This is a genomic window from Cellulosimicrobium funkei, assembly GCF_900155925.1.
Lineage (GTDB): Bacteria > Actinomycetota > Actinomycetes > Actinomycetales > Cellulomonadaceae > Cellulosimicrobium > Cellulosimicrobium funkei.
Genome location: NZ_FTMI01000005.1, coordinates 326,223 through 350,205, shown reverse-complemented (window position 1 = coordinate 350,205; position 23,983 = coordinate 326,223). Strand labels below are relative to the sequence as shown.

Below are 23,983 nucleotides of genomic sequence, written 5' to 3'. Positions count from 1 at the left end.
TGGTGGGTGCCGCCCCTCGTCGAGCGCGAGGTAGAGCCCTGGTCGCCCGAGGTAGAGCCCTGGTCGCGACCACGGCTCTACCTCGGCGGACCGGGGCTCTACCTCGGCGGGGTGGAGGGCGTGGGGGTCAGGAATCCGCGAGGAGCTCGTCGAGCTGCTCGTAGCCCTCGCGCACGCCGACCTCCATGCCGCTCGCGACGAAGCCGTCGCGGCCCTCGAACGAGTCGACGAGCGACGTCGCGGTGAGCCGGCTGCGGCCGTCGGGCAGGTCCTCGAACACGAGGCGGTCGAGCGAGACGCCGTCGGGGAAGCCCTCGAACGTGAACGTCTGGACGATGAGCTCGTCCGGGCGCACCTCGTGGACGCTGCCGAAGAACGCGTACTCGTTGCCGTCCGGGTCGACCTGGACGTACCGGTACGCGCCGCCCGTGCGCACGTCCCAGAGCTCGTTGCGCTGGGTGAGGTAGCGCGGGCCGTTCCAGCGCGCGAAGAGCTCCGGGTCGAGGTGGGCGCGGAAGACCTTCGCCGCGGGCGCGTCGAACTCGCGCACGATGCGGACGATCGGGAGGTCCGTGGGGACGACGATCTCGGTCTCGTGGGTGCCGGTGGTGGTCATGGTACTGCTCCTGTCGTCGGGTCGTTCTCGGTGGTGCCCGGTCGGTCGGGCAGGTCGCGCAGGACGTCGTCGAGGCGGCGGTAGCGGTCCTCGGCCTCGCGCCGGTAGCGCTCGATCCACTTCGTCATGAGGTCCAGCACCTCCGCCTCGAGGTGCACGGGGGCGCGCCGGGCGTCCGTCGTGCGGGTCACCAGGCCGGAGTCCTCGAGCACGCGCAGGTGCTTGGACACCGCCTGGACGGACATGTCGTACGGCCGGGCGAGCTCGCCGACGCTGGCGTCTCCCGACGCGAGCCGGGCCACCATGTCGCGGCGCGTGGGGTCGGCGAGCGCCGAGAACACGCGGGAGAGCGGGTCGGCCGTCACGGGACCTCCTCGTAGGGCGCCGGGGTACGGCGTCCGGTTATTCAACTCATTGGTTGACAACGACGCTACGCCGCGCCCGGCAAGTCGTCAACCCTTTGGTTGAGAAGAACGCGTCAGGCGCGCCGGGCCCGCTCGAAGTCGTCGAGCGAGACCTTCCGCTCGACGGCGTGGTCGACGATCCGCTCGGGGTACCCGGCCGGCAGCTCGCGCAGCGTCCACGGCTCGTGGACCCCCCGGCCCTCGACCTCCCGCAGCTCCGGCACCCACCGGCGCACGTACGTGCCGTCGGGGTCGAACTTCTTGCCCTGGGTGACGGGGTTGAAGATGCGGAAGTACGGCGCGGCGTCGCGGCCCGTCCCCGCGACCCACTGCCAGTTCAGCTGGTTCTGTGAGACGTCGCCGTCCGCGAGGTGCGCCATGAAGTGCTCCGCGCCGCGCTGCCACCGCACGTGCAGGTCCTTGACGAGGAACGACGCCACGACCATCCGCACGCGGTTGTGCATCCACCCCTCGCCGAGGAGCTGGCGCATCCCGGCGTCGACGAGCGGGTAGCCCGTGCGGCCCTCGGCCCACGCGGCGAGGTACGCGTCCTCGGCGGCACCCTCCGCCCACGCGTCCTCCGGGACGACGGTCCGCAACGACTGCTGCGCCGCCCCCGGGTGGTGGAACAGGACGTCCGCGTGGAACTCGCGCCAGGCGAGCTCGGAGCGGTAGGCGAGCGCGTCGTCGGACGGCGCGGAGCCGTCGTGCAGGGCGCTCCGCACGTCGGCGAGGAGCGTGCGCGGGTGCAGCTCGCCCCACTTCAGCGGCACCGACATGCCCGACGTCGCGGGCCGGTCCGGGCGGTCGCGCTCGGTCGCGTAGCCCGCGAGGTGGTCCGCGAGGAAGTCGCGCCAGCGCCGTCGCGCCGCGGCCTCGCCCGCCGCGGGGAGCCGGGCGTCGGTACCGGGGTCGGCGGGGACGCCGTCCGACCGGAGCGTGGCCCACGGCACGTCGCGCGGCCTCGGCGCCGGGTCGCGCCAGCCGTGCTCGACCCACGCGTCGCGGAACGGCGTGAAGACCTGGAACGGGGTCCCGGTGCGCGTGCGCAGGCGCCCCGGCGCGACGGCGTAGGGCGAGCCGGTGCGCACGAGGTGCGCGTCGGCGTCGGGCAGCGCCTCCTCGACCGCGACGTCGCGGGCGACGCCGTAGGGCTCGAACGACGCCGCGACGTGCACCTCGCGCGCCTCGACCTCGCGCGCGACGGCGGGCACGACGGCGCGCGGGTCGCCGTGCCGGACGACGAGCCGGCCGCCCGTCGCCTCGTCGAGCGCGGCGAGGCTGCGCGCGAGGTAGGCGCGGCGCGGGTCGCCCGCGGCGCCCCACAGGCGGGGATCGAGCACGTAGAGCGCGACGACCTCGTCGTCCGCGTCCCGGGCGGCCTGCACCGCCGCGACGAGGGCCGGGTTGTCGGCGAGGCGGAGGTCGCGGCGGCACCACCAGAGCGTCGGCATCCGGCCACGCTAACGGTCGCAGGCGGTGCACGCCGGTGGGAGCATCGCAGGATGGGTGGTGACGACCGACGAGAGCAGGACGACGCGCGACGCCGTGCGCTCGGGCGCGAGGCGCGCACCGAGCCGGAGGCCGGGGCACCGCCCCTCGGGCCGGGGACCGCGGCCGGTGTAGGGGCCGCCGAGGGCCCCGCGGCGGGGGCCATCGTCGGGGACCACGCGTTCTTCGGGCACCCGCGCGGGCTGCTGACGCTCTTCACCACCGAGCTGTGGGAGCGGTTCAGCTACTACGGGATGCGCGCGATCCTGCTGTTCTACCTCACGGACACCGTGGCGAACGGCGGCCTGGGCATCGGGGAGACGACGGGCCTCGCTCTCGTGTCGATCTACGGCACCAGCGTGTACCTGCTGTCCGTCGTGGGCGGCTGGCTCGCGGACCGCGTGATCGGGTCCCGGCGCTCCGTCCTGTACGGCGGCATCATCATCGCGGCCGGGCACGTGAGCCTCACGGTCCCCGGCGCGGGCTTCTCGATGGTGGGCATCGCGCTCGTCGCGCTCGGCACCGGCCTGCTCAAGCCCAACGTGTCGTCGATGGTCGGCGAGCTGTACGCGCGCGACGACCCGCGCCGCGACTCGGGCTTCTCGATCTTCTACATGGGCATCAACCTCGGCTCGTTCGTCGCGCCGTTCCTCGTGGGCGCCGCGCGGGCCTGGGGCGGCTACCACGCGGGCTTCGCCGTGGCCGCGGTGGGGATGGCCGTCGCGCTCGTGTTCTTCGTCGCGGGCCGGCGCTACCTCGGCGAGGCGGGGGCGCACGTGCCCAACCCCGTCCGCCCCGAGGAGCGCGCGAAGATCGCGCGGATCTTCCTCCTCATCGCGGGCGGCGTGGTGCTCGTCGGTCTGGTCGCCGTCCTCGTCGCGGGCGGGTTCGAGATCTCGACCTTCATCGACACGATGTCCTACCTGGCGTTCCTCGCGCCGATCGCGTACTTCATCGTCATGTACCGCTCGCCGCGCGTGACGGACGCCGAGCGGCCGCGTGTCATCGCGTACATCCCGCTGTTCGTCGCGGCGATGCTCTTCTGGATGATCTTCGAGCAGGCGGCCACGACGCTCTCGGCGTTCGCGAAGGACCGCACCGACCTGACGTTCTTCGGCGTGGGCATCAGCCCCGAGTTCTTCCAGTCGGTGAACCCGCTGTCGATCATCGTCCTCGCGCCCGTGTTCGCGTGGATCTGGCTCAAGACGGGCGACCGCCCGACGACGGCCAACAAGTTCGCGATCGGCCTCACCCTCGCGTCGGTGTCGTTCCTCTTCCTCGCGGCCGCGTCGGCCGTCGTCGGCGACGGCAAGGCGCCGTCGTGGGTGCTCGTGCTCGTCTACGTGATCCAGACGCTCGGCGAGCTGTGCCTGTCGCCGGTCGGCCTCGCCGCGACGACCCTGCTCGCGCCGAAGGCGTTCCGGTCCCAGGCGATGGCCCTGTGGTTCCTCGCGCCCGCCGCCGGGCAGGCCATCACCGCGCAGGTCGTGCAGGTCACCGAGGGTGCCTCCGACACCGCGTACTTCGGCGGCATCGGCGCCATCACCCTCGTGTTCGCGCTCGCGCTGTTCGCGCTCGCGCCGTGGGTCACGCGGCACATCCGCCACGCCGACGAGCTCGAGGGCGCGCACACCGCCGGGGCCTGAGGGCGGCGTCGGACGACGGAGCGGGGCCGCGACGTCGCGGCCCCGCCCCGGTGCTGCACCCGTGGGGGTACCAGTCCGCGGCGCGTCAGCGCAGCCAGGCCGCCCGGCGCACGAGGGGGAGGGCCGCCCAGCGTCGGCCGAGGCCCCACGTGTCGCCCGCGAGCGTCGTCGCGAGGACGGCGAGGAGCAGGATCACGAGGACGTGGTCGTCGACGACCGGGTTGTTCGAACCGGCCGCGAGCGGCCACTGCGAGAGCCACAGCATCGCGAACAGGACCGTGCCGCTCACCGCGGCGACCCGCAGGCCGATCCCCAGCAGGAGCGCGAGGCCGACGCCCAGCAGCCCGAGCATGAAGAGCCAGTCGGTGACGGGGCTCGCCATCGCGGCGAACGTGCTCGCGAGCGGGCCCTGGGCGCCGTTCTCGAGGTAGCCCTGCGTGGGTGCGCCCCCCGCGAGCCACGCGCGCTCGCGCGGGGTCGCGTACCCGAGGCCGACGAACTTGTCGGTGAACGGCCACAGGAAGACGACGGCCGTGCCGATCCGCGTGAGCGCGAGGGCGTGGCGGGCCGACGAGCGCGTGACGACGTCGTCCTGGGTGACGGGGCCGGTGGTGCGCGCTGCGGCCCCCGGGGTGGCGCCGGGCGGCGCGGACGTGGTGGACGTGGACATGGAGGTGCCCCCTCGGGGAGAGAAGTGGTCGGGTCGGGGCCGGCGAGGACCCACCCCGACCCGAGCGGTGTGCCGCTCCCCGTCGAGGCGTCGCGGTGGTCGTCCGGCCGTGACGTGCTCGCCCACGGTGGCAGGGGTACGGGAGGCGGTTCAACCCTTACGTCCGGATCGCGTGGACATCCCGTAGGTCCTTCGGGGCTACGTACGTAGGCCGCACGACCACGAGACGGACGCCTCGGCCGGACCGCCCCGACGAGGCGTAATGTGACCCGGCGGCCGGAGGATCGGTCGCAGCACCCCGTCGAAGGAGCTGACCCGGAATGAGCCGCCCCCTGCGCTCTCGGACGTCCACCCACGGCCGCAACATGGCCGGCGCCCGCGCCCTCTGGCGCGCGACCGGCATGGGCGCGGAGGACTTCGGCAAGCCGATCATCGCGATCGCCAACTCGTACACGCAGTTCGTCCCCGGCCACGTACACCTCAAGGACATGGGCGACCTCGTCGCGTCCGCGATCCGCGAGGCCGGCGGCGTCTCCAAGGAGTTCAACACCATCGCCGTCGACGACGGCATCGCCATGGGCCACGGCGGCATGCTCTACTCGCTCCCGAGCCGCGACCTCATCGCCGACTCGGTCGAGTACATGGTCAACGCGCACTGCGCCGACGCCCTCGTGTGCATCTCTAACTGCGACAAGATCACGCCCGGCATGCTCAACGCCGCGCTGCGGCTCAACATCCCGGTGATCTTCGTATCCGGCGGGCCCATGGAAGCGGGCAAGGCGGTCGTCGCCGACGGCGTCGCGAAGACCCCGCTCAACCTCGTCAACGCGATCAACTACTCGGCCGACGACGCGGTGTCCGACGCCGCGCTCGCCCAGGTCGAGGAGAACGCGTGCCCCACGTGCGGGTCGTGCTCCGGCATGTTCACCGCGAACTCGATGAACTGCCTCACCGAGGCGCTCGGCCTGTCGCTCCCCGGCAACGGCTCGACCCTCGCGACGCACGCCGCGCGCAAGGAGCTCTTCCTCGAGGCCGGCCGCACGATCGTCGGGCTCGCGAAGCGCTACTACGAGGACGAGGACGACTCCGTCGCGCCCCGCTCGATCGCGACCAAGGCCGCGTTCTCGAACGCCATGGCGCTCGACGTCGCGATGGGCGGCTCGACGAACACCGTGCTGCACATCCTCGCCGCCGCGCAGGAGGGGGGCGTCGACTTCGACCTCACCGACATCGAGCGCATCAGCCGCCAGGTTCCGTGCCTGTCCAAGGTCGCGCCGAACCACCCGAACTTCCACATGGAGGACGTGCACCGCGCCGGGGGCATCCCCGCCCTCCTGGGCGAGCTCGACCGCGCGGGCCTGCTCGACCACGACGTCACGAGCGTGCACACGCCGACGCTGCGCGCGTGGCTCGACGACTGGGACGTCCGGGGCGGCAAGGCGACCGAGCGGGCCGTCGAGCTGTTCCACGCGGCGCCCGGGGGAGTGCGCACCACGCAGGCGTTCTCGACGTCGAACCGCTGGGAGTCGCTCGACACCGACGCCGCGAACGGCTGCATCCGCGACCTCGAGCACGCGTACACCGTCGAGGGCGGGCTCGCCGTGCTGCGCGGCAACCTCGCCGAGGACGGCGCCGTGTTCAAGACCGCCGGGGTCGACCCGGACGTCTTCCACTTCGTCGGGAAGGCGCTCGTCTGCGAGTCGCAGGACGAGGCCGTCGAGAAGATCCTCACCAAGCAGGTCCAGCCCGGCCACGTCGTCGTCGTGCGCTACGAGGGCCCCGCGGGCGGCCCCGGCATGCAGGAGATGCTGTACCCGACGTCGTTCATCAAGGGCCGCGGCCTCGGCAAGGTCACCGCGCTCATCACCGACGGCCGCTTCTCCGGCGGGTCGTCGGGCATCTCCGTCGGCCACGTCTCGCCCGAGGCCGCCGCGGGCGGCGTCATCGGCCTCGTCGAGGACGGCGACGAGATCGAGATCGACGTCGACACGCGCCTCATCCGCCTCAACGTGCCGGACGACGTGCTCGCCGAGCGTCGCGCCAAGATGGAGGCGCGCGAGAACCCGTGGCAGCCGGTCGACCGCGACCGCTACGTCTCGCCCGCCCTCCAGGCCTACGCCGCGATGGCGACGTCCGCCGACCGCGGCGCCGTCCGCGACGTGTCGCTCATCAAGCGCCGCTGACCCGACGACGACGGGCCCGCACCTCCCGACGTGCGGGCCCGTCGTCGTGCGCGGGCGCGGAGCCCCCCGCGGCGAGGGTCAGCACTCCTCCTCGGACTGCTCCGTGACGACCCACCGCGCGCCCTGCGGCACCATGACGGCGGTGCCGCAGTCGCCGCCGTCGTAGACGACGGACAGCACCGTCGCGTCGGCGCGCTCCTCGCGGACGCCGACCTCGACCTCCGGCACGTCGCCCACGGCCGCGTAGAGACCGGCGGTGGTCGTGGTCATCGACGCGCAGTCCGTGATGCCCGGCCACCCCTGTGCCGTCATCTCGGCGACCATCCGGTCGACGAGCTCCGGTGCGAGGTAGCCGCACGCGACCTCGACGTCCGGCGCGCGGCTCGCGGCCAGCCACGCGCGGAACGACTCCTCGGGCGTCTCGACCTGCCCCTCGGGAGCCTCCTCGGCGCTCGCGGTCGCCGTCGCGGTCGCGGTGTCGTCGGGCGACCCGGTCGTCGCGTCCGGTGTGGGGGCGGACGTCGCGGAGGTGGGGGAGCCGGGGCTCGTGCCCGACGGCGCGGGAGCCGCGCACGCGGCGGTCGCGGCCAGGGCGAGGACGGGCAGGACGGCTCGGACGGCTCCGGGGCGTGTGTGCACGGCCCCATGATGCCGTGAGCCTCGCACCGCGGTCGGCCCGTCTCGGGCCTGCACGGGCCGGGCGGGCCTCCGTGCCGCGGCGCGTCCCGCCGCGCCCCGCGCCGGTGCCGTTCCTAGAGTGGGGTCATGACTGGGCACACCTCGGGGTCCGACGCCGGACCCGACCTCAAGCCGCGTTCCCGCCAGGTCACCGACGGCCTGGAGGCGACGGCGTCGCGCGGCATGCTGCGCGCCGTCGGGATGGGCGACGAGGACTTCGCCAAGCCGCAGATCGGCATCGCGAGCTCGTGGAACGAGATCACGCCGTGCAACCTGTCGCTCGACCGGCTCGCGCAGGGCGCGAAGGAGGGCGTGCACGCGGGCGGCGGGTACCCGCTGCAGTTCGGGACGATCTCCGTCTCCGACGGCATCTCCATGGGCCACGAGGGGATGCACTTCTCGCTCGTGAGCCGCGACATCATCGCGGACTCGGTCGAGACGGTCGTCCAGGCGGAGCGCCTCGACGGGACGGTCCTCCTCGCCGGGTGCGACAAGTCCCTCCCGGGGATGCTCATGGCGGCAGCGCGGCTCGACCTGGCGAGCGTGTTCCTCTACGCGGGCTCGATCATGCCCGGCTGGGTCAAGCTCTCCGACGGTACGGAGAAGGACGTCACGCTCATCGACGCGTTCGAGGCGGTCGGCGCGTGCGCGCGCGGGCTCATGAGCCGCGAGGACGTGGACCGCATCGAGCGCGCCATCTGCCCCGGCGAGGGCGCGTGCGGCGGCATGTACACGGCGAACACGATGGCGTCGGTCGCGGAGGCGATGGGCATGTCGCTGCCCGGCTCGGCGGCGCCGCCGTCGGCGGACCGGCGCCGGGACGCGTTCGCGCACCGCTCGGGCGAGGCCGTCGTCAACCTGCTGCGGCTCGGCATCACGGCGCGCGACATCATGACGAAGGAGGCGTTCGAGAACGCGATCGCCGTCGTCATGGCGTTCGGCGGGTCCACCAACGCGGTGCTGCACCTGCTCGCCATCGCGCACGAGGCCGAGGTCGAGGTCGACCTCACGCTCGCCGACTTCGACCGCGTCGCGAGCCGCGTGCCGCACCTCGGCGACCTCAAGCCTTTCGGGCGCTACGTGATGAACGACGTCGACCGCATCGGCGGCGTGCCCGTCGTCATGAAGGCCCTGCTCGACGCCGGCCTGCTGCACGGCGACGCGCTTACCGTCACCGGCCGTACGGTCGCGGAGAACCTCGCCGACATCGACCCGCCCGACCCGGACGGCAAGATCCTGCGAGCCCTCGACAACCCGATCCACCACACGGGCGGCATCACGATCCTGCACGGGTCGCTCGCGCCCGAGGGTGCCGTCGTGAAGTCCGCCGGGTTCGACGAGGACGTGTTCGAGGGCACCGCGCGCGTCTTCGAGCGCGAGCGCGCGGCGCTCGACGCCCTGGAGGACGGCACGATCACCGACGGGGACGTCGTCGTCATCCGGTACGAGGGGCCCAAGGGCGGCCCGGGGATGCGCGAGATGCTCGCCATCACGGGTGCGATCAAGGGCGCGGGGCTCGGCAAGACGGTCCTGCTGCTCACGGACGGCCGCTTCTCCGGCGGGACGACCGGCCTGTGCGTCGGGCATGTCGCGCCCGAGGCGGTCGACGGGGGCCCCATCGCGTTCGTGCGCGACGGCGACCCGATCCGGCTCGACGTCGCGAACAAGACGCTCGACCTGCTCGTCGACGCCGACACTCTCGCCGCGCGCCGCGACGGGTGGGCGCCGCTGCCCCCGACGTTCACGCGCGGCGTGCTGGCGAAGTACGCCAAGCTCGTCCAGTCGGCGTCGCGCGGCGCGATCCTCGAGTGACCCCGGAGCGCGCGGGCGTCGCAGGCGCGCACTAGCGTGGTGTCGCACCTCGCCGCAGCGACGCACCCCGGAGGACGGCCATGACCCAGACGGCGGACGACCGCATCACCGCGCGCCAGTTCCACGACAGCGACGGCGTCGAGGACTGGCGGTTCATCCTCAGGACGGTGCAGACGCTGTTCCGCACGGGGTCGTTCACCGCGGGGGTGGAGCTCGTCGACGCGATCGGCGAGCTCGCCGAGGCGGCGAACCATCACCCCGACGTCGACCTGCGGTACGGGACGGTGACGGTCCGGCTGACCTCGCACGACGTCGGGGGCGTCAGCGAGCGGGACGTGGCCCTCGCCCGGCAGATCTCCGCGGCGGCGCGCGAGCTCGACCTCGTCGCGGACCCGACGGCGGTGCAGGACCTCGAGATCGCTGTCGACACCCTCGTCGGGACGGCGGTGCAGCCGTTCTGGCGCGCGGTCCTCGGGTTCGACGAGGGCGCCCCCGAGCTGCCCGCACCCGAGCTCCGCGATCCGAGCGGGCGCGCCCCGGCGTTCTGGTTCCAGCAGATGGACGCGCCGCGCGAGCAGCGCAACCGCATCCACGTGGACGTGACGGTCCCGCACGACGTCGCGGAGGCGCGCGTCACCGCCGCCATCGCCGCGGGCGGGCACCTCGTGTCCGACCGGCGCGCGCCCGCGTTCTGGGTCCTGGCCGACGCCGAGGGCAACGAGGCGTGCGTGTGCACCTGGCAGGCGCGCGACTGACCGGGGCCGGTGGCTACGGGGATGAGACGAGCGCGCAGGAACCGTCCGGTCCCTGCGAGGCTGGTCCCGTGAGCGCACGTCCGGAGAGATCGCCGCGCCGTCGCCGGGCCGCGTCCGCCGTCGTCCTGCTGGCCATCGTGACGGCCGCGGTCGTCGCGGTCGGCGGGTGCACTGCCGCCGGGGAGCCGGAGGTCGCTCCGGGGTCCTCCACCCCGAGCCCGACGGCCACCGAGGACGCGCTGGGCACGCGCGACGAGCCGTCGGAGGAGACGACGCCCGAGGTGGTCGACCCGCTCGCCGACCGTCCCTCCGCGCCACCCGCCCAGGCGGTGGACGCGGGAACGGTCGCCGCCGGTGCACCCGCCGCGGCGAGCGGGACGGGGAGCGCCGCCGTGACGTTCGCGCGCGACGGCGACTTCGCCGTCGTCGTGCACCTGGACTGCGGCGACTGCGCGGGGACGCGCGCGTTCATGGCACCGACGGACGTCACGCCGTACCCGGGTGCGCTCGGTGAGACGACCGGGTCGTACCTCATGGACGTCTTCGAGGACTCCGCGCCGCAGCAGTCGATCTGGCTCGAAGCGTCGGGGGAGTGGTCCCTGCGGTTCGAGAGCTGGAACGACCTGCCGCCCGTCGCAGGGCCGCAGTCGGGCACGGGACCGACCGTCCTGCGGCTCGACGGCAGCACGACGAGCGCGGAGGTGTCGTGGACGCCAGCGGGCCCCGAGGACTCGTTCCAGGGCCGATACTTCGGGGTCACGCGCGAGGCGTCGCGCATGTTCGGCGACACCGAGGCGTTCACCGAGACGTACGACCTCGCGCTTCCCGGTGTCCTCGCCGTGAAGACCGCCGGCACGTGGAGCGTGACCCCGGAGGGCTGACGCCCGGTGTACCGCTGCCGATTCCCGCCCTGCGGGTCAGGCGCGCGCAACGACCAGCTGGTCGTAGCCGGGCACGAGGACCCGGCGCTTGGCGCGGCGCGACACGACGCGCAGGGGTGCGCCGTCGTCGTACAGCGCGTGCAGGAGCGCGGCGATCTCGGCGCGGGCGAGCGCGGCGCCGAGGCACAGGTGGCGCCCCGCGCCGAACCAGAGCTGGCGCGTCTCGCGCACGTAGGGGCGGTCGGCGCGGAACGGCCCGGCCGCTGTGTTCGCCGCCCACGTGAGGATCATGACGCGCTCCCCGGCGCGCAGGGTGCGGCCCGCGACCTCGACGTCGGCCGACACGCCCCGGCCGATCACCGAGGCCGGGCTCGTCACGCGCAGACCCTCGCGCACGGCGTTCTCGACGGCGTCCGGCTCGCCGGCGGTCCGCTCGACGGGGTGGGCGCGCTCGTCGGCCAGGAGCCGGAGCAGGCGGTGCTGCTCGCCCGTGTCGATCAGGAGCGCGGTGGTGCGGGCCATGGCCGACGCCGACGTCTCGGTGCCCGCGACCATGAGCAGGCTCGCGAGCCCGGTCGTCTCCTCCAGCCCGAGGCCGAGCTCGCGGCACCGGCCGAGCAGGCGGTCGGCCGGCGCGTGCCGCCACCCGTCCGGGACGCCCTGGGTCAGCTCGGCGACGATCTCCCGCGCCGCCGCGACCTGGCCCGGCGCGAGGTACGTCGAGCCGGCGCTCCCGAGCGCGATCGACGCGAGCCGCTCGCCCGTCGCGAAGGCCGCCAGGGCGTCGTCGTCCGTCGGGACGGCCTCCGGCGTCACACCGGTCCCGGCGCCTGCCGCTGAGCCCGGCGCTGAGCCCGCCCCTGAGCCCGCCCCGGTGGCCGCCGGGGACGGGATGCCGAGCAGCGAGATCATCATCCGGCCGACGAGCACGCGCGCGAGCCGGCCGACGTCGACCGTCCCGCCCGCGGCGAGGGTGCGGCGCGCGTCGTCGAGCGCGAGCGACCACGCGCCGTCAACCAACGCCGCGGCGCTCGCCTCGGTGAAGAGCTCGCGCGAGCGGGTGCGCAGGTCGTGGTGGCCCGGGCCGTCGAACAGGTCGAGGACCCAGTCGCCGAGGATCTGGGCCCAGAGGTGCCCGACCCCGCCCTCGCCGACGATCGTGAAGTGCCGGTGGTCGGTGAGGATGCGGCGACCCACGGTCGGGTCGGCCGTCACCCACCCGAGGCCCGGCACCCGGCGCAGCCAACCGCCCGGACGCCGCCCGGTGAGCGCGCCGCCCACGAGGAGCACGCCGGCCATCGCGGGGCGCGCGGCGGTGAGGACCTGCAGCTCGTGCCGGGTCGTGAGCAGGGCGCGACGGCGCTCGCGGGTGGGCACGGGTCCGGTCGTGGTCGCAGTCACGGGGTCAGTGTGGCGCACGGGCAGGGCCACGGGGCGGCCGCGCCGCCGTCCGGGGATGGGCACTTCACCCCATCGGAACCTGTGGACGACCGCCGTCCGAGGGGGTCTGCTTGGCTACTGTGTCGCGCGTGCCAGAGAACCCACCCCGCCCGGTAGCCCCCGGGTCCGCACCCGTGCGTCCCGCGGCGGTGATCGCCGCCGTCGGGGTCCACCTGCCCGAGCGCGTGGTCGACGTGCGCGAGGCGGAGCGCGCGCTCGCGGAGCGCAACCCGGGCGCGGCGCCGCGCGTGCCGATGGTCTCGCGCCTCACGGGCGTGCGGCAGGTCCACGTGCTCCCCGACGACTGGGACGCCTCCGACCTCGCCGTCGCGGCCGCGGAGAAGCTGCTGGCGACCCAGGGCCTCGCCCCCGACGACGTCGACCTGCTGCTCTTCGCGTCGGCGAGCCAGGACATGGTCGAGCCCGCGACGAGCCACATCGTCGCCGCGAAGCTCGGGGTCCGGGCGCCCGTCATGGACGTCAAGAACGCGTGCAACTCCGTGCTCAACGCCATCGAGGTCGCCGAGGCGCTCGTCGCGACGGGCCGGTACGGCACCGTGCTCGTCGCGTGCGGGGAGGCGCCGTCGCGCGCCGTGCGCTGGGACGTCCCCGACCGCGCGACCTACCTGCTCTCCGCCCCGGGCTACACCATGTCCGACGCCGGGGCCGCCGTCCTCGTGCGCCGCGCCACCGCGGCGGAGGCCGACGCGCGCGACGGCTCCGGCGCCCCCGCGCCCCGCGGCATCCTCGCGAGCGCGTTCGGCGCCGAGTCGACGCACTGGGACGTCGGCATGCTCCCCGGGGGCGGCACCGCGCACCCGCGCGACCTCGAGCGCACCTACTTCGAGATCGACGGGTCCCGGCTGCGGGACGCGTTCCTCGCGCTCGGGCCGGGGGTCGTCCTCGACGCGCTCGGCCGTGCGGGGCTCACGTGGGACGACGTCGCGCTCGTCGCCGTGCACCAGGTCGCCGTCGCCTACCTCGACGACGTGCACGCCGCGCTCGGTCTGCCGACCGGCCGCACGCTCGTCACCGTCGCCGACCACGGCAACGTCGCCTCCGCGACGCTCCCGCTCCAGCTCGCGACCGCGCTCGAGACGGGCCGGGTCGGGCCGGGCGACGTCGTCGTGCTCGTCGGCCTCGCGGGCGGCATCAGCATCGGCGCGACGGTGGTGCGGCTGTGAGCACCCGGCGGTTCACGCGAGGAGTGACGAGCACGCAGCGGCTCGCCGTCGTGGTGCCCGCGCGCGACGAGGCGCACGGGATCGTCGCGACGCTGGAGGCGCTGCGCGACCAGCAGGACACGGACTTCGACCTCGTCGTCGTGGACAACGGGTCGTCGGACGGCACGGGCGACCTGGTGCGCGCGACCGCGGCGGCGTGGGGCATGACGCGGTGGCGCGTCGTCGACGAGCCGCAGAAGGGCACGGGCGCGGCGGCCGACACGGGGATGCGGGCGGCGATCGCGCAGGGCGCGACCCACCTCGCCCGCACCGACGCCGACTGCCTGCCGCTGCCCGACTGGACCCGACGCGTGCGGGCCGCGTTCGCGAGCGGGCACGACCTCGTCGCGGGACGGCTCGTGCCGCGTACCGACGACCGCCCGGTCTCGCGCGTCCAGCAGGGCGTGCTCTCCGCGGCGGTGAGCGTCGCGAGCACGTTCGGGCGCTTCCGCCCCGGCAACCAGGACCCGTCCTACCTCGGGCCCTACGTCATGGCGCCGGGCTGCAACATGGCGATCACCGCGGCGCTGTACGAGGCGGCGGGCGGGTTCCCGCGCACCGCGATCGAGGACGTCCACGAGGACCGGGCGCTCGTCAACGCGGTGCGCCGCCGCACGCGACGGTACGGCGCGCACCGTGACGTCGTCGTGCGGGCCTCGACGCGCCGGGCGCACGCGTGGGGCCTCGTCCGCACGCTCGGCTGGTACGCCGACCACCGCTACCGGCCCGAGCTCGTGGACATCCGGTGACCGGCACGGCGCTCGCGCCCGCACCCGCCGGGCTCGCCGCGGCGATGCGCTGGGAGGAGCGGGTGCAGCGCGGGGCGCACCCGCTCGTCTACCCGGCGATCCGGGCCCTGCGGCACCGCGGCCCGGTCGTGCGCGTCCCCGGGATCGGGGTGGTCGTGTCCGACGCCGCGACGGCGCGCGCCGTGCTGCTCGACACCGAGCACTTCTCCAAGGTGGGCCCGGGGTCGCCGTCGGACCTGTGGACGCCCGTGCTCGGCCCGTCCGTGCTCCTCAACATGGAGGGCGCCGACCACGCGCGCCTGCGCCGGGCGCTGTCAGGTCTCTTCACGCCCCGCGCGGTGCGCGACCTCGTCGCGGTGAGCGTGCCCGACGTCCTCGCGGGCCTCGCCCCGCGGCTGCTCGCGGGCGAGCGCGTCGACTTCGTGGCGGAGACGGCGACCATGGCCGGCACGGTCGTCTGCGCGATGACCGGGCTGCCCCCGACGGACTCCGCCGTCCGCGAGGCGATGACCGCCGCACAGTCCGTGGTCGGCCTCGTGCGCCTGCACCGGCGCAGCCTCACGCCCAGCCAGGTGCGGCACGCGCGCGCCGTCCTCGCACGGCTGTCCGCACCGGCGCGCGACGCGTACCGCGCGGGGGACCCCGCGACCGTCCCCGGGCGCATGCGCGAGCTCGGGCTCTCGGAGGACGAGGCGCTCGGCGCCGTCGGCGCGTTCGTCCTCACGGGCACCGAGACCATCCAGTCGTTCGTGCCGCGCCTCGTGGCACTCACCGCGGACACCGGCTGGCTCGACCGGCTCCTCGCGGCCGACCCCGGCGCCGGGCCGGAGGCCGCGGCGCTGCGCGGCCGCGTCGTCGAGGAGGCGCTGCGCGTCACGGCCCCCACGCCCGCCATGCTCCGCTCCGTGCGTGCCGCCACGACCGTGGGCGACGTCCGCGTCCGCGCGGGCGACCGGGTCGTGATCGCGACGATCTCCTGCTGCAAGGACGCGGGCCCCTTCGACCCGGACGCCCCCGTCGACCCGGCGGTGCGACACCTGTGGTTCGGCGCCGGCCCGCACTTCTGTCTCGGCATGCCGCTCGCGACGGCCCAGGTCGACGCCGTCCTGGACGCCCTGCGCCCGGTCGCCGCGGCGGGTCGGAGCCTTCAGGTCACCGACCGAGCCGTCGCCCGCGGCGTGCTCATCCCGGCGTACCGCTCGCTCGTCGTGCGGGCGGTCGGCGGCGAGGTGCGCGCACCGGGCCCGGTCGCCGGATCGGCCGCGTCGTCGGCCGGGGAGGCGGCATGACCGCGCCCGACGACGTGGCCCGCCACCTGCTCGCCCCGATCCTCGCCCGCGGGGCCGCCGGGCACGCGTCCGCCGACGCGGTCGCGCTCCGGCGCTGGACGCGGCCGGGCCGCCGCGGTGCGCGCGTGCGCGAGGAGGCCTCGTACGCCGACCTCGCGCGGCGCGTCGAGGCGACCGCGACGACGCTCTCGGCCGACGGCCTCGCGCCGGGCGACCGCGCCCTGTTCTCGGTGCGGCCCCGGCCGGAGGGAGTCGTGCTCGCGTTCGGGGTGGTCCGGGCGGGCGGGACCGTCGTCTTCGTCGACCCCGGCTCGACGCCCGAGCTCTTCGCGGCACGCGTGAGCGCAGCCGGGCCGTCGCTCGCGACGACCGAGTCGCTCCTCTACGCCGTCTCGCGCGGGCCGCTGCGCCGTCTGGCGCGGTCACGGGGCCTGCTCCTGCCCGACTACGCGAGCCTCCCGCTGCGGCACGTGCACGCCGGCCCGTGGCTCCCCGGGGTGCCGCGCGGCTCGCGCGCCGCCCGCCGCCTCGCCGCGAGCGCGGTCGACCGCGCGGCGCTGCCGCCGCTCGACCCGGACCGTGAGGCGCTCACCGTCTTCACGTCCGGCACGACGGCGCAGCCGAAGGCCGTCGTGCACACGGCCGGGTCGCTGCTCGCCGGGTGCGACCTGCTGCGCGACGTGTTCGCGCTCGCGCCGGGCGACGTCGTGCACACCGACCAGATGCTGCTCGGCGTCCCGGCGCTGCTCGCGGGTGCCACGTGGTCCGTGCCGGCCGACCCGCCGAGCCGCGACATCACGACCTTCGCGCGCCAGCTCGACGGCGCCGCGGGCACGTACCTCGTGCCCGCGGACGTCACGGCGCTGCTCGACGTGATCGAGGCCGGGGCGGTCCCGGCACGCGGGCCGCGCGTCGCGCTCGTCGGCGGTGCGCCCGTGACCCGCGCGCTCCTGGAGCGCGCGGCGCGCCTGCTGCCCGGCACGCGGTGGGTCGCGGTGTACGGAATGACCGAGATCCTGCCGGTCGCGGTGGTCGAGGCCCGCGAGAAGCTCGCGTACGCGGGCGACGGCGACCTCGTCGGCGTGCCGCTGCCCGGCACGGTCGCGCGGCTCGACCCGGTCGAGGACGAGGAGCCCGAGGGCGGCCGGGACGCCGTCGGCGAGCCCGGCCGCGACGACGTCGTCGGGGAGCTCGTGCTGTCCGGGCCGTCGCTCATGGCGGGCTACCTGCACGACCTCGACGCCCCCGCCCGCGGCGCGGGCGCCCGGGCGGCGGAGCACCGCACCGGCGACCTCGCGCGCCGCGACGACGCGGGGCGGCTCGTCCTCGTCGGCCGCACGCGGGACATGATCATCCGGGGCACGACGAACATCTACCCCGGCCTCTACGAGCCGCGCGTCGCGGCGCTCGACGGCGTCGGCGAGGCGCTGCTCGTGGGGGTTCCCCAGGTGGACGGCGACGAGCGGGTCGCGCTCGTCGTCACCTCGGCGTCGGGAGACTCTCGGCCGGACACGGCCACCAGGCCCGATCCTCGGCCCGACGCCGGTACGGCGGTGCGCCTGGACCCGCACCACCCACTCGTGGACCGGGTGCGCACCGCGCTGCCGGGCATGCTCGACCACGACGCGCTGCCCGACGTCGTGCTGCTCGCCGACCGCATCCCGCTCGCCGGTCGCTCGCGCAAGCCCGACCGCGCCGCGCTCTCGCGCGCCGCCGCGCCGCTGGTGCCCGCCGCACCGCTGGAGACCGCCGCGCCGAGCGTGCCCGCCGCGCCGCTGGTGCCCGCTGAGTCGGCCGCCGTCGGCCGAGACACGCCCGGCGCCCGCGCGTGAGGGTCGTCGTCACCGGGGCGTCGGGGTTCGTCGGGGGAGCGGTCGCGCGCGGGCTGGTCGGCGACGGCCACGAGGTCTGGACGTCCTCCCGCCGCGACCCGGCGGTCGACGGCGCCCGGCACCTCGCCTGGGACCTCACCACCGGTCCGCTCGCCGACCCGCCCCCGGTGGACGCCGTCGTGCACGCGGGCGCCGCCGTGTCCGACTGGTGCGCGCTCGACGTCGCGCGCGCCACGAACGTCGCCGGGACGCTCGCGGTCCGCGACACGTTCCCCGGCGCGCGGTTCGTGCACGTCTCGTCCGGCAGCGTGTACGACCCGTACCGCCCGAGCGTCCGCGCCCGCGAGCACGAGGCGCCGGTCGCCCGGTACCTCGACGCCTACGGCACGACGAAGGCGGAGGCCGAACGCGCGCTGGCCCGCGACGTCGCGCGCCACCCCGACCGCGGCGCTGTCGTCGTCCTGCGCCCGCACGCCGTCTACGGGCCGGGCGACTCGACGCTCCTGCCGCGCGTCGAGGCCGCCGTGCGGCGCGGGCGCCTCGTCCTGCCCGGCGGCGGGCGCGTGCTCCAGTCCCTGACCCACGTGGACACGCTGCTCGCCGCGGCGCGCGCCGCCGTCGTGCTGCCCGACGCCGCGGCCCGCGCGCCCGGCGCGGGGGACGGCGCGGCCGGAGGCCCGCTCGTCGTGAACGTCGCCGACGCCGAGCCGGTGGTCCTGCGCGACGCGCTCGCCGACGCGCTGCGCCGCCGGGGTACCGCCGTGCGGGTCGTCGCCGTCCCGGTGCGGCCCGCCTGGGCGCTCGCGGGCGCGGTCGAGACGGTCGCCCGGCGGCTGCGTCGCCGCGAGCCGCCGCGCCTGACCCGGTACGCGCTGAGCCACCTCGCGATGGAACGCACCTACGACCTCACGGTCCTGCGCGACGTGCTGGGCGTCGACCCGGCTCCCACGCGCTTCGTCGGGGCCGAGCGGTGGTAGCGGCGAAAGCCCTGGGTGTCGTGACGCCGACCCGCTAGGTTGCCCGGGTGGAGACCGGGACCGACCTCGCGCGGCGCTACTACGACGAGGTCGTCGGGCCGATCCTGCTCGGCCGCTGGCCCGGGCTGCCGCACGCGGCGGGACGCCTCGGGAGCGGGTCCGACGTCCTCGGGCTCGACGACGCGACGTCGCGCGACCACGACTGGGGTCTGCGCCTGACGTTGCTGGTCGACGAGCCGATGGTCGACGAGGTCGACGCGCTGCTCGGCGCGGCGCTGCCCGACACGTTCGCCGGGCACCCGACCCGGTTCCCGACCACGTGGAGCCCGCACGGTCCGCACCAGGTCGAGGTCGCGTCGCCGTCGGGCTTCGTCACGTCGCGCCTCGGCGTCGACGCGACGCGACCGCTCGCCGTCGACGACTGGCTCACGCTCACCGGTCAGGCGGTCCTCGAGGTGACGGCCGGGCCGGTGTTCGTGGACACCGGCGGTCAGGCCACCGCGGCGCGCGAGCGCCTCGCCTGGTATCCCGACGACCTGTGGCGGTACGCGGTCGCCGTCGACTGGGCGCGGATCGGGCAGGAGCTGCCGTTCGTCGGCCGGACGGCGGAGCGCGGAGACGGCCTCGGGTCGCGCGTCGTCGCCGCCCGGCTCGTGCGCGCAGCGATGCACCTCGGCTTCCTGCTCGAGCGGCGCTGGACGCCGTACGCGAAGTGGTTCGGGACGACGTTCGCCGCGCTCCCGCGTGCCGCCGCCGCCGGGCCCGACCTCGCGGAGGCGCTCGCGGCCGACGACTGGCGGGCGCGCGAGGCGGCGCTGTGCCGAGGGCTGGCGACCCTGCACGACCTCCAGGGCGAGGTGGGCCTCCCGACCGCGACCGACGTCGTCGTCCCGTTCTTCGACCGGCCCTTCCGGGGGCTCGGGCCGGTGGCCGACGTGGTGACCTCCGCGATCCAGGACCCGGTGGTGCAGGCGCTGCCACCGGGCGTCGGGACCGTCGAGCAGTGGGTCGACGACGTCGACGTCCTCACGGACCCCGCCCGTCGCGTCGCCGCGTCGCGCGGCGTCGGGCAGGCTGGGACCAGGACCCCCTGACCCGAGAGGAAGCCGTGCGATGACCTCGTCCGCACCCACCCCGGACCCCCTGCCCCGCGGCGGGTGGCCCGGCGCCGAGACGCCCGGTGACGCCCCCTGGTGGACGCGCTCGGTCGTCTACCAGGTGTACCCGCGCTCGTTCCAGGACACCGACGGCGACGGCATCGGGGACCTCCCCGGGATCACGCGACGCCTCGACCACCTGGAGCGGCTGGGCGTCGACGTCGTGTGGCTGTCCCCGGTGTACCGGTCGCCGCAGGCGGACAACGGCTACGACATCAGCGACTACGAGGACGTCGACCCGCTGTTCGGGTCGCTCGCGGACCTCGACGCCCTGATCGAAGGGCTGCACGCGCGCGGGATGAAGCTCGTCATGGACCTCGTCGTCAACCACACGAGCGACGAGCACCCGTGGTTCGTCGAGTCGCGCTCGTCCGCGCAGAGCCCGCGGCGCGACTGGTACTGGTGGCGCCCCGCGCGCGAGGGCATGGAGCCCGGCGCCCCGGGCGCCGAGCCGACGAACTGGCGCTCGTTCTTCGGGGGCAGCGCGTGGCGGTTCGACGAGGCCTCGGGCGAGTACTACCTGCACCTGTTCGACCCCAAGCAGCCGGACCTCAACTGGGAGAACCCCGACGTCCGCGAGGCGGTCTACGCGATGATGCGGCGGTGGCTCGACCGCGGGGTCGACGGCTTCCGCATGGACGTCATCAACCTCATCTCCAAGGACGTCGCGCCCGACGGCTCGCTGCCCGACGGCGAGGTGCACTGGGGCACGTACGGGGACGGGAGCCCGCACTACACGGACGGGCCGCGCGTGCACGAGTTCCTCGCCGAGATGCACCGCGAGGTGTTCGCGCCTTACCTCGCCCAGGGCCGGGAGATCCTCACGGTGGGGGAGACGCCGGGCGTGACGGTCGAGCACGGCGTGCGGTACACCGACCCGGACCGTCGCGAGGTCGACATGGTGTTCCAGTTCGAGCACATGGGCATCGACCACGGGGCGACCCGGTACGACCCGGTCCGGTGGGACCTCGCCGACCTCAAGGCGACCCTCGGCCGCTGGCAGGCGGGCCTCGCCCACCGGGGCTGGAACGCCCTCTACTGGGACAACCACGACCAGCCGCGCGTCGTCTCGCGGTTCGGCGACGACTCCCCGGAGCACCGCGTCGCCTCGGCGAAGGCGCTCGCCCTCCTGCTGCACCTGCACCGCGGCACGCCGTACGTCTACCAGGGCGAGGAGCTCGCCATGACGAACGCGCCGTTCACGCGGATCGAGCAGTACCAGGACGTCGAGTCGCTCGGGTACTTCCGCGAGCTGACCGGTCGCACGGGCGCCCCGCGCCTGCGGACCGACGGCGAGATGCTCGCCGTGCTCGCGCACGCGAGCCGCGACCACGCCCGCACGCCCGTGCAGTGGGACGCGAGCGCGAACGCGGGCTTCACGACGGGGACGCCGTGGCTCGAGGTCAACCCCAACCACACGACGATCAACGCGGAGGCCGCCTGGGCCGACGAGGACTCCGTGCTGCACTTCTACCGGCGGCTCGTCGCGCTGCGCCGGGAGGAGCCGGTCGTCGCGCTCGGCGACTTCCGCATGCTGCTGCCCGACCACGAGGCGGTCTACGCGTTCACGCGCGCCCTCGACGCGCCCGGGCCCGACGGCACGACCGTCCGGGACGAGCTCCTCGTGCTCGTCAACGTCGGTGGCGTCCCGCAGGACGTCCCGCCCGGGACGCTCACGGGCTGGGACGCGGGGTCGGTCCTCGTGACCACGCACCCCGGGCGGGCCGACGACGGCACCCGGCCGGGCGCCGTCGGGCACCTGGAGCCGTGGGAGGGACGGGTGCTCCGGCGCACCGGACCGCACCCCGCACGTCCCAGTGCGTGAGACGGCCGCCTCGACACGTGACATCACCGGGACATGGGCGTACAGTCCCAGACGTGCAGACGATCCTCCTTGTAGTACTTCCTGAGCGCGCCGGCTGAGTCCACGCCACCAGGCTTCGTCAGCGCGCTCACCCCTCGTCCAGCCCGGCATCCCGGGTCCGAGGGGTTTTTTGTTGCCACCACAACGCCATCAGCACGGCAGACAGACCGCGGCAGGCCCACCCGGCCACCGCGAGCGCCGCACCCGCGAGACCCGCGAGGACCGGCACCCGCACACCGCGACCAGCACGACCGCACCACCACGGTCGGCTCCGGCTCCCGGCGGAGCGCCCCACGGGGCGCCCGCCGGGCCGAGGCCACGACACGCAGGAGACACCATGGCCCAGGGTCCCACCCCGGCACCTCCGCGACAGGGCGCCCCGGCGCCCGCCGCGGCGCCGAAGCCCGCCCCGACACCCGCGTCGGTCGCCCCGCGCGGCGACGTCCGGCGCGCAGCCACGGCTCGCCCGGCCGGCGCCTCGAACGGCGCCCCGACGGGCGAGGAGATGACGGGCGCGCAGTCGATCGTCCGCTCGCTCGAGGAGGCCGGTGCCGAGGTCGTCTTCGGCATCCCGGGTGGTGCGATCCTCCCGACGTACGACCCGCTCATGGACTCCCAGCGCCTGCGCCACATCCTCGTGCGCCACGAGCAGGGCGGCGGCCACGCGGCGCAGGGCTACGCCCACGCGACCGGACGCGTCGGCGTCACGATGGCGACGTCGGGACCGGGCGCGACGAACCTCGTGACCCCGATCGCCGACGCGAACATGGACTCGATCCCGCTCGTCGCGATCACGGGCCAGGTCGCCGAGTCGATGATCGGCACCGACGGCTTCCAGGAGGCGGACATCGTCGGCATCACGATGCCGATCACCAAGCACTCCTACCTGGTCACCGACCCCGACGACATCCCGCGCACCATCGCCGAGGCGTTCCACATCGCCTCGACCGGCCGCCCGGGCCCGGTGCTCGTCGACATCGCGAAGTCGGCGATGCAGTCCCGCACCACGTTCTCCTGGCCGCAGGACGTGCAGCTGCCCGGCTACCACCCGGTGACGAAGCCGCACAGCAAGCAGATCAAGGAGGCCGCGCGCCTGCTCGCGACGGCCCGCCGCCCGGTCCTGTACGTGGGCGGCGGCGTGATCCGCGCGAACGCGTCGGCCGAGCTGCGCCGCCTCGTCGACCTGTCGGGCGCGCCCGTCGTGACGACGCTCATGGCGCGCGGCGCGGTGCCCGACACGCACCCCCAGAACCTGGGCATGCCCGGCATGCACGGGACCGTGCCGGCCGTGGCGGCGCTGCAGAAGGCCGACCTCGTCGTGTCGCTCGGCGCCCGCTTCGACGACCGCGTCACCGGCGCGCTGTCGAGCTTCGCCCCGCACGCGCAGGTGGTGCACGCCGACATCGACCCCGCGGAGATCGGCAAGAACCGCGACGTGGACGTGCCGATCGTCGGCGACCTCAAGGAGGTCATCACCGACCTGCTGCCGGAGCTCGAGCGTGAGCACGAGGCCAAGGGCAAGCCGGACGTCGAGGCCTGGTGGCGCCAGATCGACGACTGGCGCGAGACGTACCCGCTCGGCTACACGGAGCCCGACGACGGCCACCTCGCCCCGCAGCACGTCATCTCCCGCCTGGGCGAGATCTCGGGCCCCGAGTCGATCTACGTCGCGGGCGTCGGGCAGCACCAGATGTGGGCGGCCCAGTTCATCCGCTACGAGCACCCGCGGACGTGGCTCAACTCCGGCGGCCTCGGCACCATGGGCTTCTCGATCCCGGCGGCCATGGGCGCGAAGGTCGGACGCCCCGACGCCACGGTGTGGGCGATCGACGGCGACGGCTGCTTCCAGATGACCAACCAGGAGCTCGCCACCTGCACGATCAACGAGATCCCCATCAAGGTCGCGCTGATCAACAACAGCTCGCTCGGCATGGTGCGCCAGTGGCAGACGCTGTTCTACGACCAGCGCTACTCGAACACGGACCTGCACACCGGCCACGGCACGGCGCGCGTGCCCGACTTCGTCAAGCTCGCCGACGCGTACGGGTGCGAGGGCATCCGCGTCGAGTCGATGGGGGAGGTGGACGCCGCGATCAAGCGCGCGATGGAGATCGACGACCGTCCGGTCGTCATCGACTTCAACGTCTCGCGCGACGCGATGGTGTGGCCGATGGTCGCCGCCGGCGTGAGCAACGACGACATCCAGTACGCGCGGGGCATCTCGCCCGCCTGGGACCGGGAGGACTGAGCGGAATGCAGCGGAGGTTGAGGGCCGCAGCGAAGCAAGGCACTCGGCTGCAGCGCAATGCAGCCCCG

Annotated in this window: 19 protein-coding genes; 13 read left to right on the top strand and 6 right to left on the bottom strand. The window is 74.9% G+C overall.

The genetic code is table 11. The annotated features are described in order from the left end of the window. Positions 1-127: 127 nt before the first annotated feature. The 3 genes from BXA05_RS14790 to BXA05_RS14780 form a co-directional block, all read right to left on the bottom strand. Positions 128-616 (bottom strand): SRPBCC family protein, encoded by a 489-nt coding sequence (locus BXA05_RS14790; protein WP_076405758.1) that lies wholly within the window; start codon positions 614-616, stop codon positions 128-130. After that, positions 613-981, bottom strand: coding sequence for an ArsR/SmtB family transcription factor (locus tag BXA05_RS14785; RefSeq protein WP_076405756.1), 369 nt, complete (start codon positions 979-981; stop codon positions 613-615). The genes BXA05_RS14790 and BXA05_RS14785 overlap by 4 nt, the downstream gene beginning before the upstream one ends. Positions 982-1,094: 113 nt before the next feature. Then, entirely contained in the window at positions 1,095-2,474 is a 1,380-nt protein-coding gene (locus tag BXA05_RS14780) for a cryptochrome/photolyase family protein (RefSeq protein WP_076405754.1), read from the bottom strand. A gap of 51 nt (positions 2,475-2,525) precedes the next feature. Here BXA05_RS14780 and BXA05_RS14775 point away from each other — a divergent pair, with 51 nt between their 5' ends. After that, on the top strand, positions 2,526-4,157 hold the full coding sequence (locus tag BXA05_RS14775) for a peptide MFS transporter (RefSeq protein WP_083711909.1): 1,632 nt from the start codon (positions 2,526-2,528) through the stop codon (positions 4,155-4,157). Positions 4,158-4,242: 85 nt separating this feature from the next. Here BXA05_RS14775 and BXA05_RS14770 read toward each other — a convergent pair whose 3' ends face one another. Continuing rightward, positions 4,243-4,827, bottom strand: coding sequence for a DoxX family protein (locus tag BXA05_RS14770; protein WP_076405752.1), 585 nt, complete (start codon positions 4,825-4,827; stop codon positions 4,243-4,245). Positions 4,828-5,147: 320 nt separating this feature from the next. Here BXA05_RS14770 and ilvD (BXA05_RS14765) point away from each other — a divergent pair, with 320 nt between their 5' ends. After that, positions 5,148-7,010, top strand: a complete 1,863-nt coding sequence (ilvD, locus tag BXA05_RS14765; RefSeq protein WP_076405750.1) for a dihydroxy-acid dehydratase — start codon at positions 5,148-5,150, stop codon at positions 7,008-7,010. A gap of 78 nt (positions 7,011-7,088) precedes the next feature. Here ilvD (BXA05_RS14765) and BXA05_RS14760 read toward each other — a convergent pair whose 3' ends face one another. Next, entirely contained in the window at positions 7,089-7,649 is a 561-nt protein-coding gene (locus BXA05_RS14760; RefSeq protein ID WP_009861824.1) for a hypothetical protein, read from the bottom strand. Positions 7,650-7,775: 126 nt separating this feature from the next. Here BXA05_RS14760 and ilvD (BXA05_RS14755) point away from each other — a divergent pair, with 126 nt between their 5' ends. The 3 genes from ilvD (BXA05_RS14755) (at position 7,776) to BXA05_RS14745 (ending at position 11,136) form a co-directional block, all read left to right on the top strand. After that, positions 7,776-9,500 carry a dihydroxy-acid dehydratase gene (gene ilvD / locus BXA05_RS14755; protein WP_076405748.1) on the top strand — a complete coding sequence of 575 codons (1,725 nt, stop codon included), beginning with the start codon at positions 7,776-7,778 and terminating at the stop codon, positions 9,498-9,500. Positions 9,501-9,580: 80 nt separating this feature from the next. Beyond that, positions 9,581-10,255 carry a 4a-hydroxytetrahydrobiopterin dehydratase gene (locus tag BXA05_RS14750; protein ID WP_076405746.1) on the top strand — a complete coding sequence of 225 codons (675 nt, stop codon included), beginning with the start codon at positions 9,581-9,583 and terminating at the stop codon, positions 10,253-10,255. 68 nt (positions 10,256-10,323) lie between these two features. Beyond that, positions 10,324-11,136 (top strand): hypothetical protein, encoded by an 813-nt coding sequence (locus BXA05_RS14745; protein WP_076405745.1) that lies wholly within the window; start codon positions 10,324-10,326, stop codon positions 11,134-11,136. 36 nt (positions 11,137-11,172) lie between these two features. Here the strand turns inward: BXA05_RS14745 and BXA05_RS14740 are convergent, their stop codons facing one another. Beyond that, positions 11,173-12,537: a cytochrome P450 gene (locus BXA05_RS14740; protein ID WP_244550479.1), complete on the bottom strand. Its 1,365-nt coding sequence runs from the start codon at positions 12,535-12,537 to the stop codon at positions 11,173-11,175. Positions 12,538-12,665: 128 nt separating this feature from the next. Between BXA05_RS14740 and BXA05_RS14735 the strand changes: the two genes are divergently transcribed. The 8 genes from BXA05_RS14735 (at position 12,666) to BXA05_RS14700 (ending at position 23,915) form a co-directional block, all read left to right on the top strand. After that, a complete protein-coding gene (locus tag BXA05_RS14735; protein WP_240696671.1) occupies positions 12,666-13,760 on the top strand; it encodes a 3-oxoacyl-ACP synthase III family protein in 1,095 nt (364 codons plus the stop codon). Between the two features lie 23 nt (positions 13,761-13,783). Further along, positions 13,784-14,548 carry a glycosyltransferase family 2 protein gene (locus BXA05_RS14730; protein WP_076405743.1) on the top strand — a complete coding sequence of 255 codons (765 nt, stop codon included), beginning with the start codon at positions 13,784-13,786 and terminating at the stop codon, positions 14,546-14,548. Continuing rightward, positions 14,545-15,837, top strand: a complete 1,293-nt coding sequence (locus tag BXA05_RS14725; protein ID WP_244550478.1) for a cytochrome P450 — start codon at positions 14,545-14,547, stop codon at positions 15,835-15,837. Before BXA05_RS14730 ends, BXA05_RS14725 begins: the two co-directional genes overlap by 4 nt. Further along, positions 15,834-17,669, top strand: coding sequence for a class I adenylate-forming enzyme family protein (locus BXA05_RS14720; protein WP_076405741.1), 1,836 nt, complete (start codon positions 15,834-15,836; stop codon positions 17,667-17,669). Before BXA05_RS14725 ends, BXA05_RS14720 begins: the two co-directional genes overlap by 4 nt. Then, positions 17,666-18,646, top strand: a complete 981-nt coding sequence (locus tag BXA05_RS14715; RefSeq protein WP_076405739.1) for an NAD-dependent epimerase/dehydratase family protein — start codon at positions 17,666-17,668, stop codon at positions 18,644-18,646. Before BXA05_RS14720 ends, BXA05_RS14715 begins: the two co-directional genes overlap by 4 nt. A gap of 47 nt (positions 18,647-18,693) precedes the next feature. Continuing rightward, entirely contained in the window at positions 18,694-19,740 is a 1,047-nt protein-coding gene (locus BXA05_RS14710; RefSeq protein WP_076405737.1) for a DUF4037 domain-containing protein, read from the top strand. A gap of 19 nt (positions 19,741-19,759) precedes the next feature. Then, positions 19,760-21,628, top strand: a complete 1,869-nt coding sequence (locus tag BXA05_RS14705; RefSeq protein ID WP_083711908.1) for an alpha-glucosidase — start codon at positions 19,760-19,762, stop codon at positions 21,626-21,628. 376 nt (positions 21,629-22,004) lie between these two features. After that, a complete protein-coding gene (locus BXA05_RS14700; protein WP_061268746.1) occupies positions 22,005-23,915 on the top strand; it encodes an acetolactate synthase large subunit in 1,911 nt (636 codons plus the stop codon). The last annotated feature ends 68 nt before the right edge of the window (positions 23,916-23,983 follow it).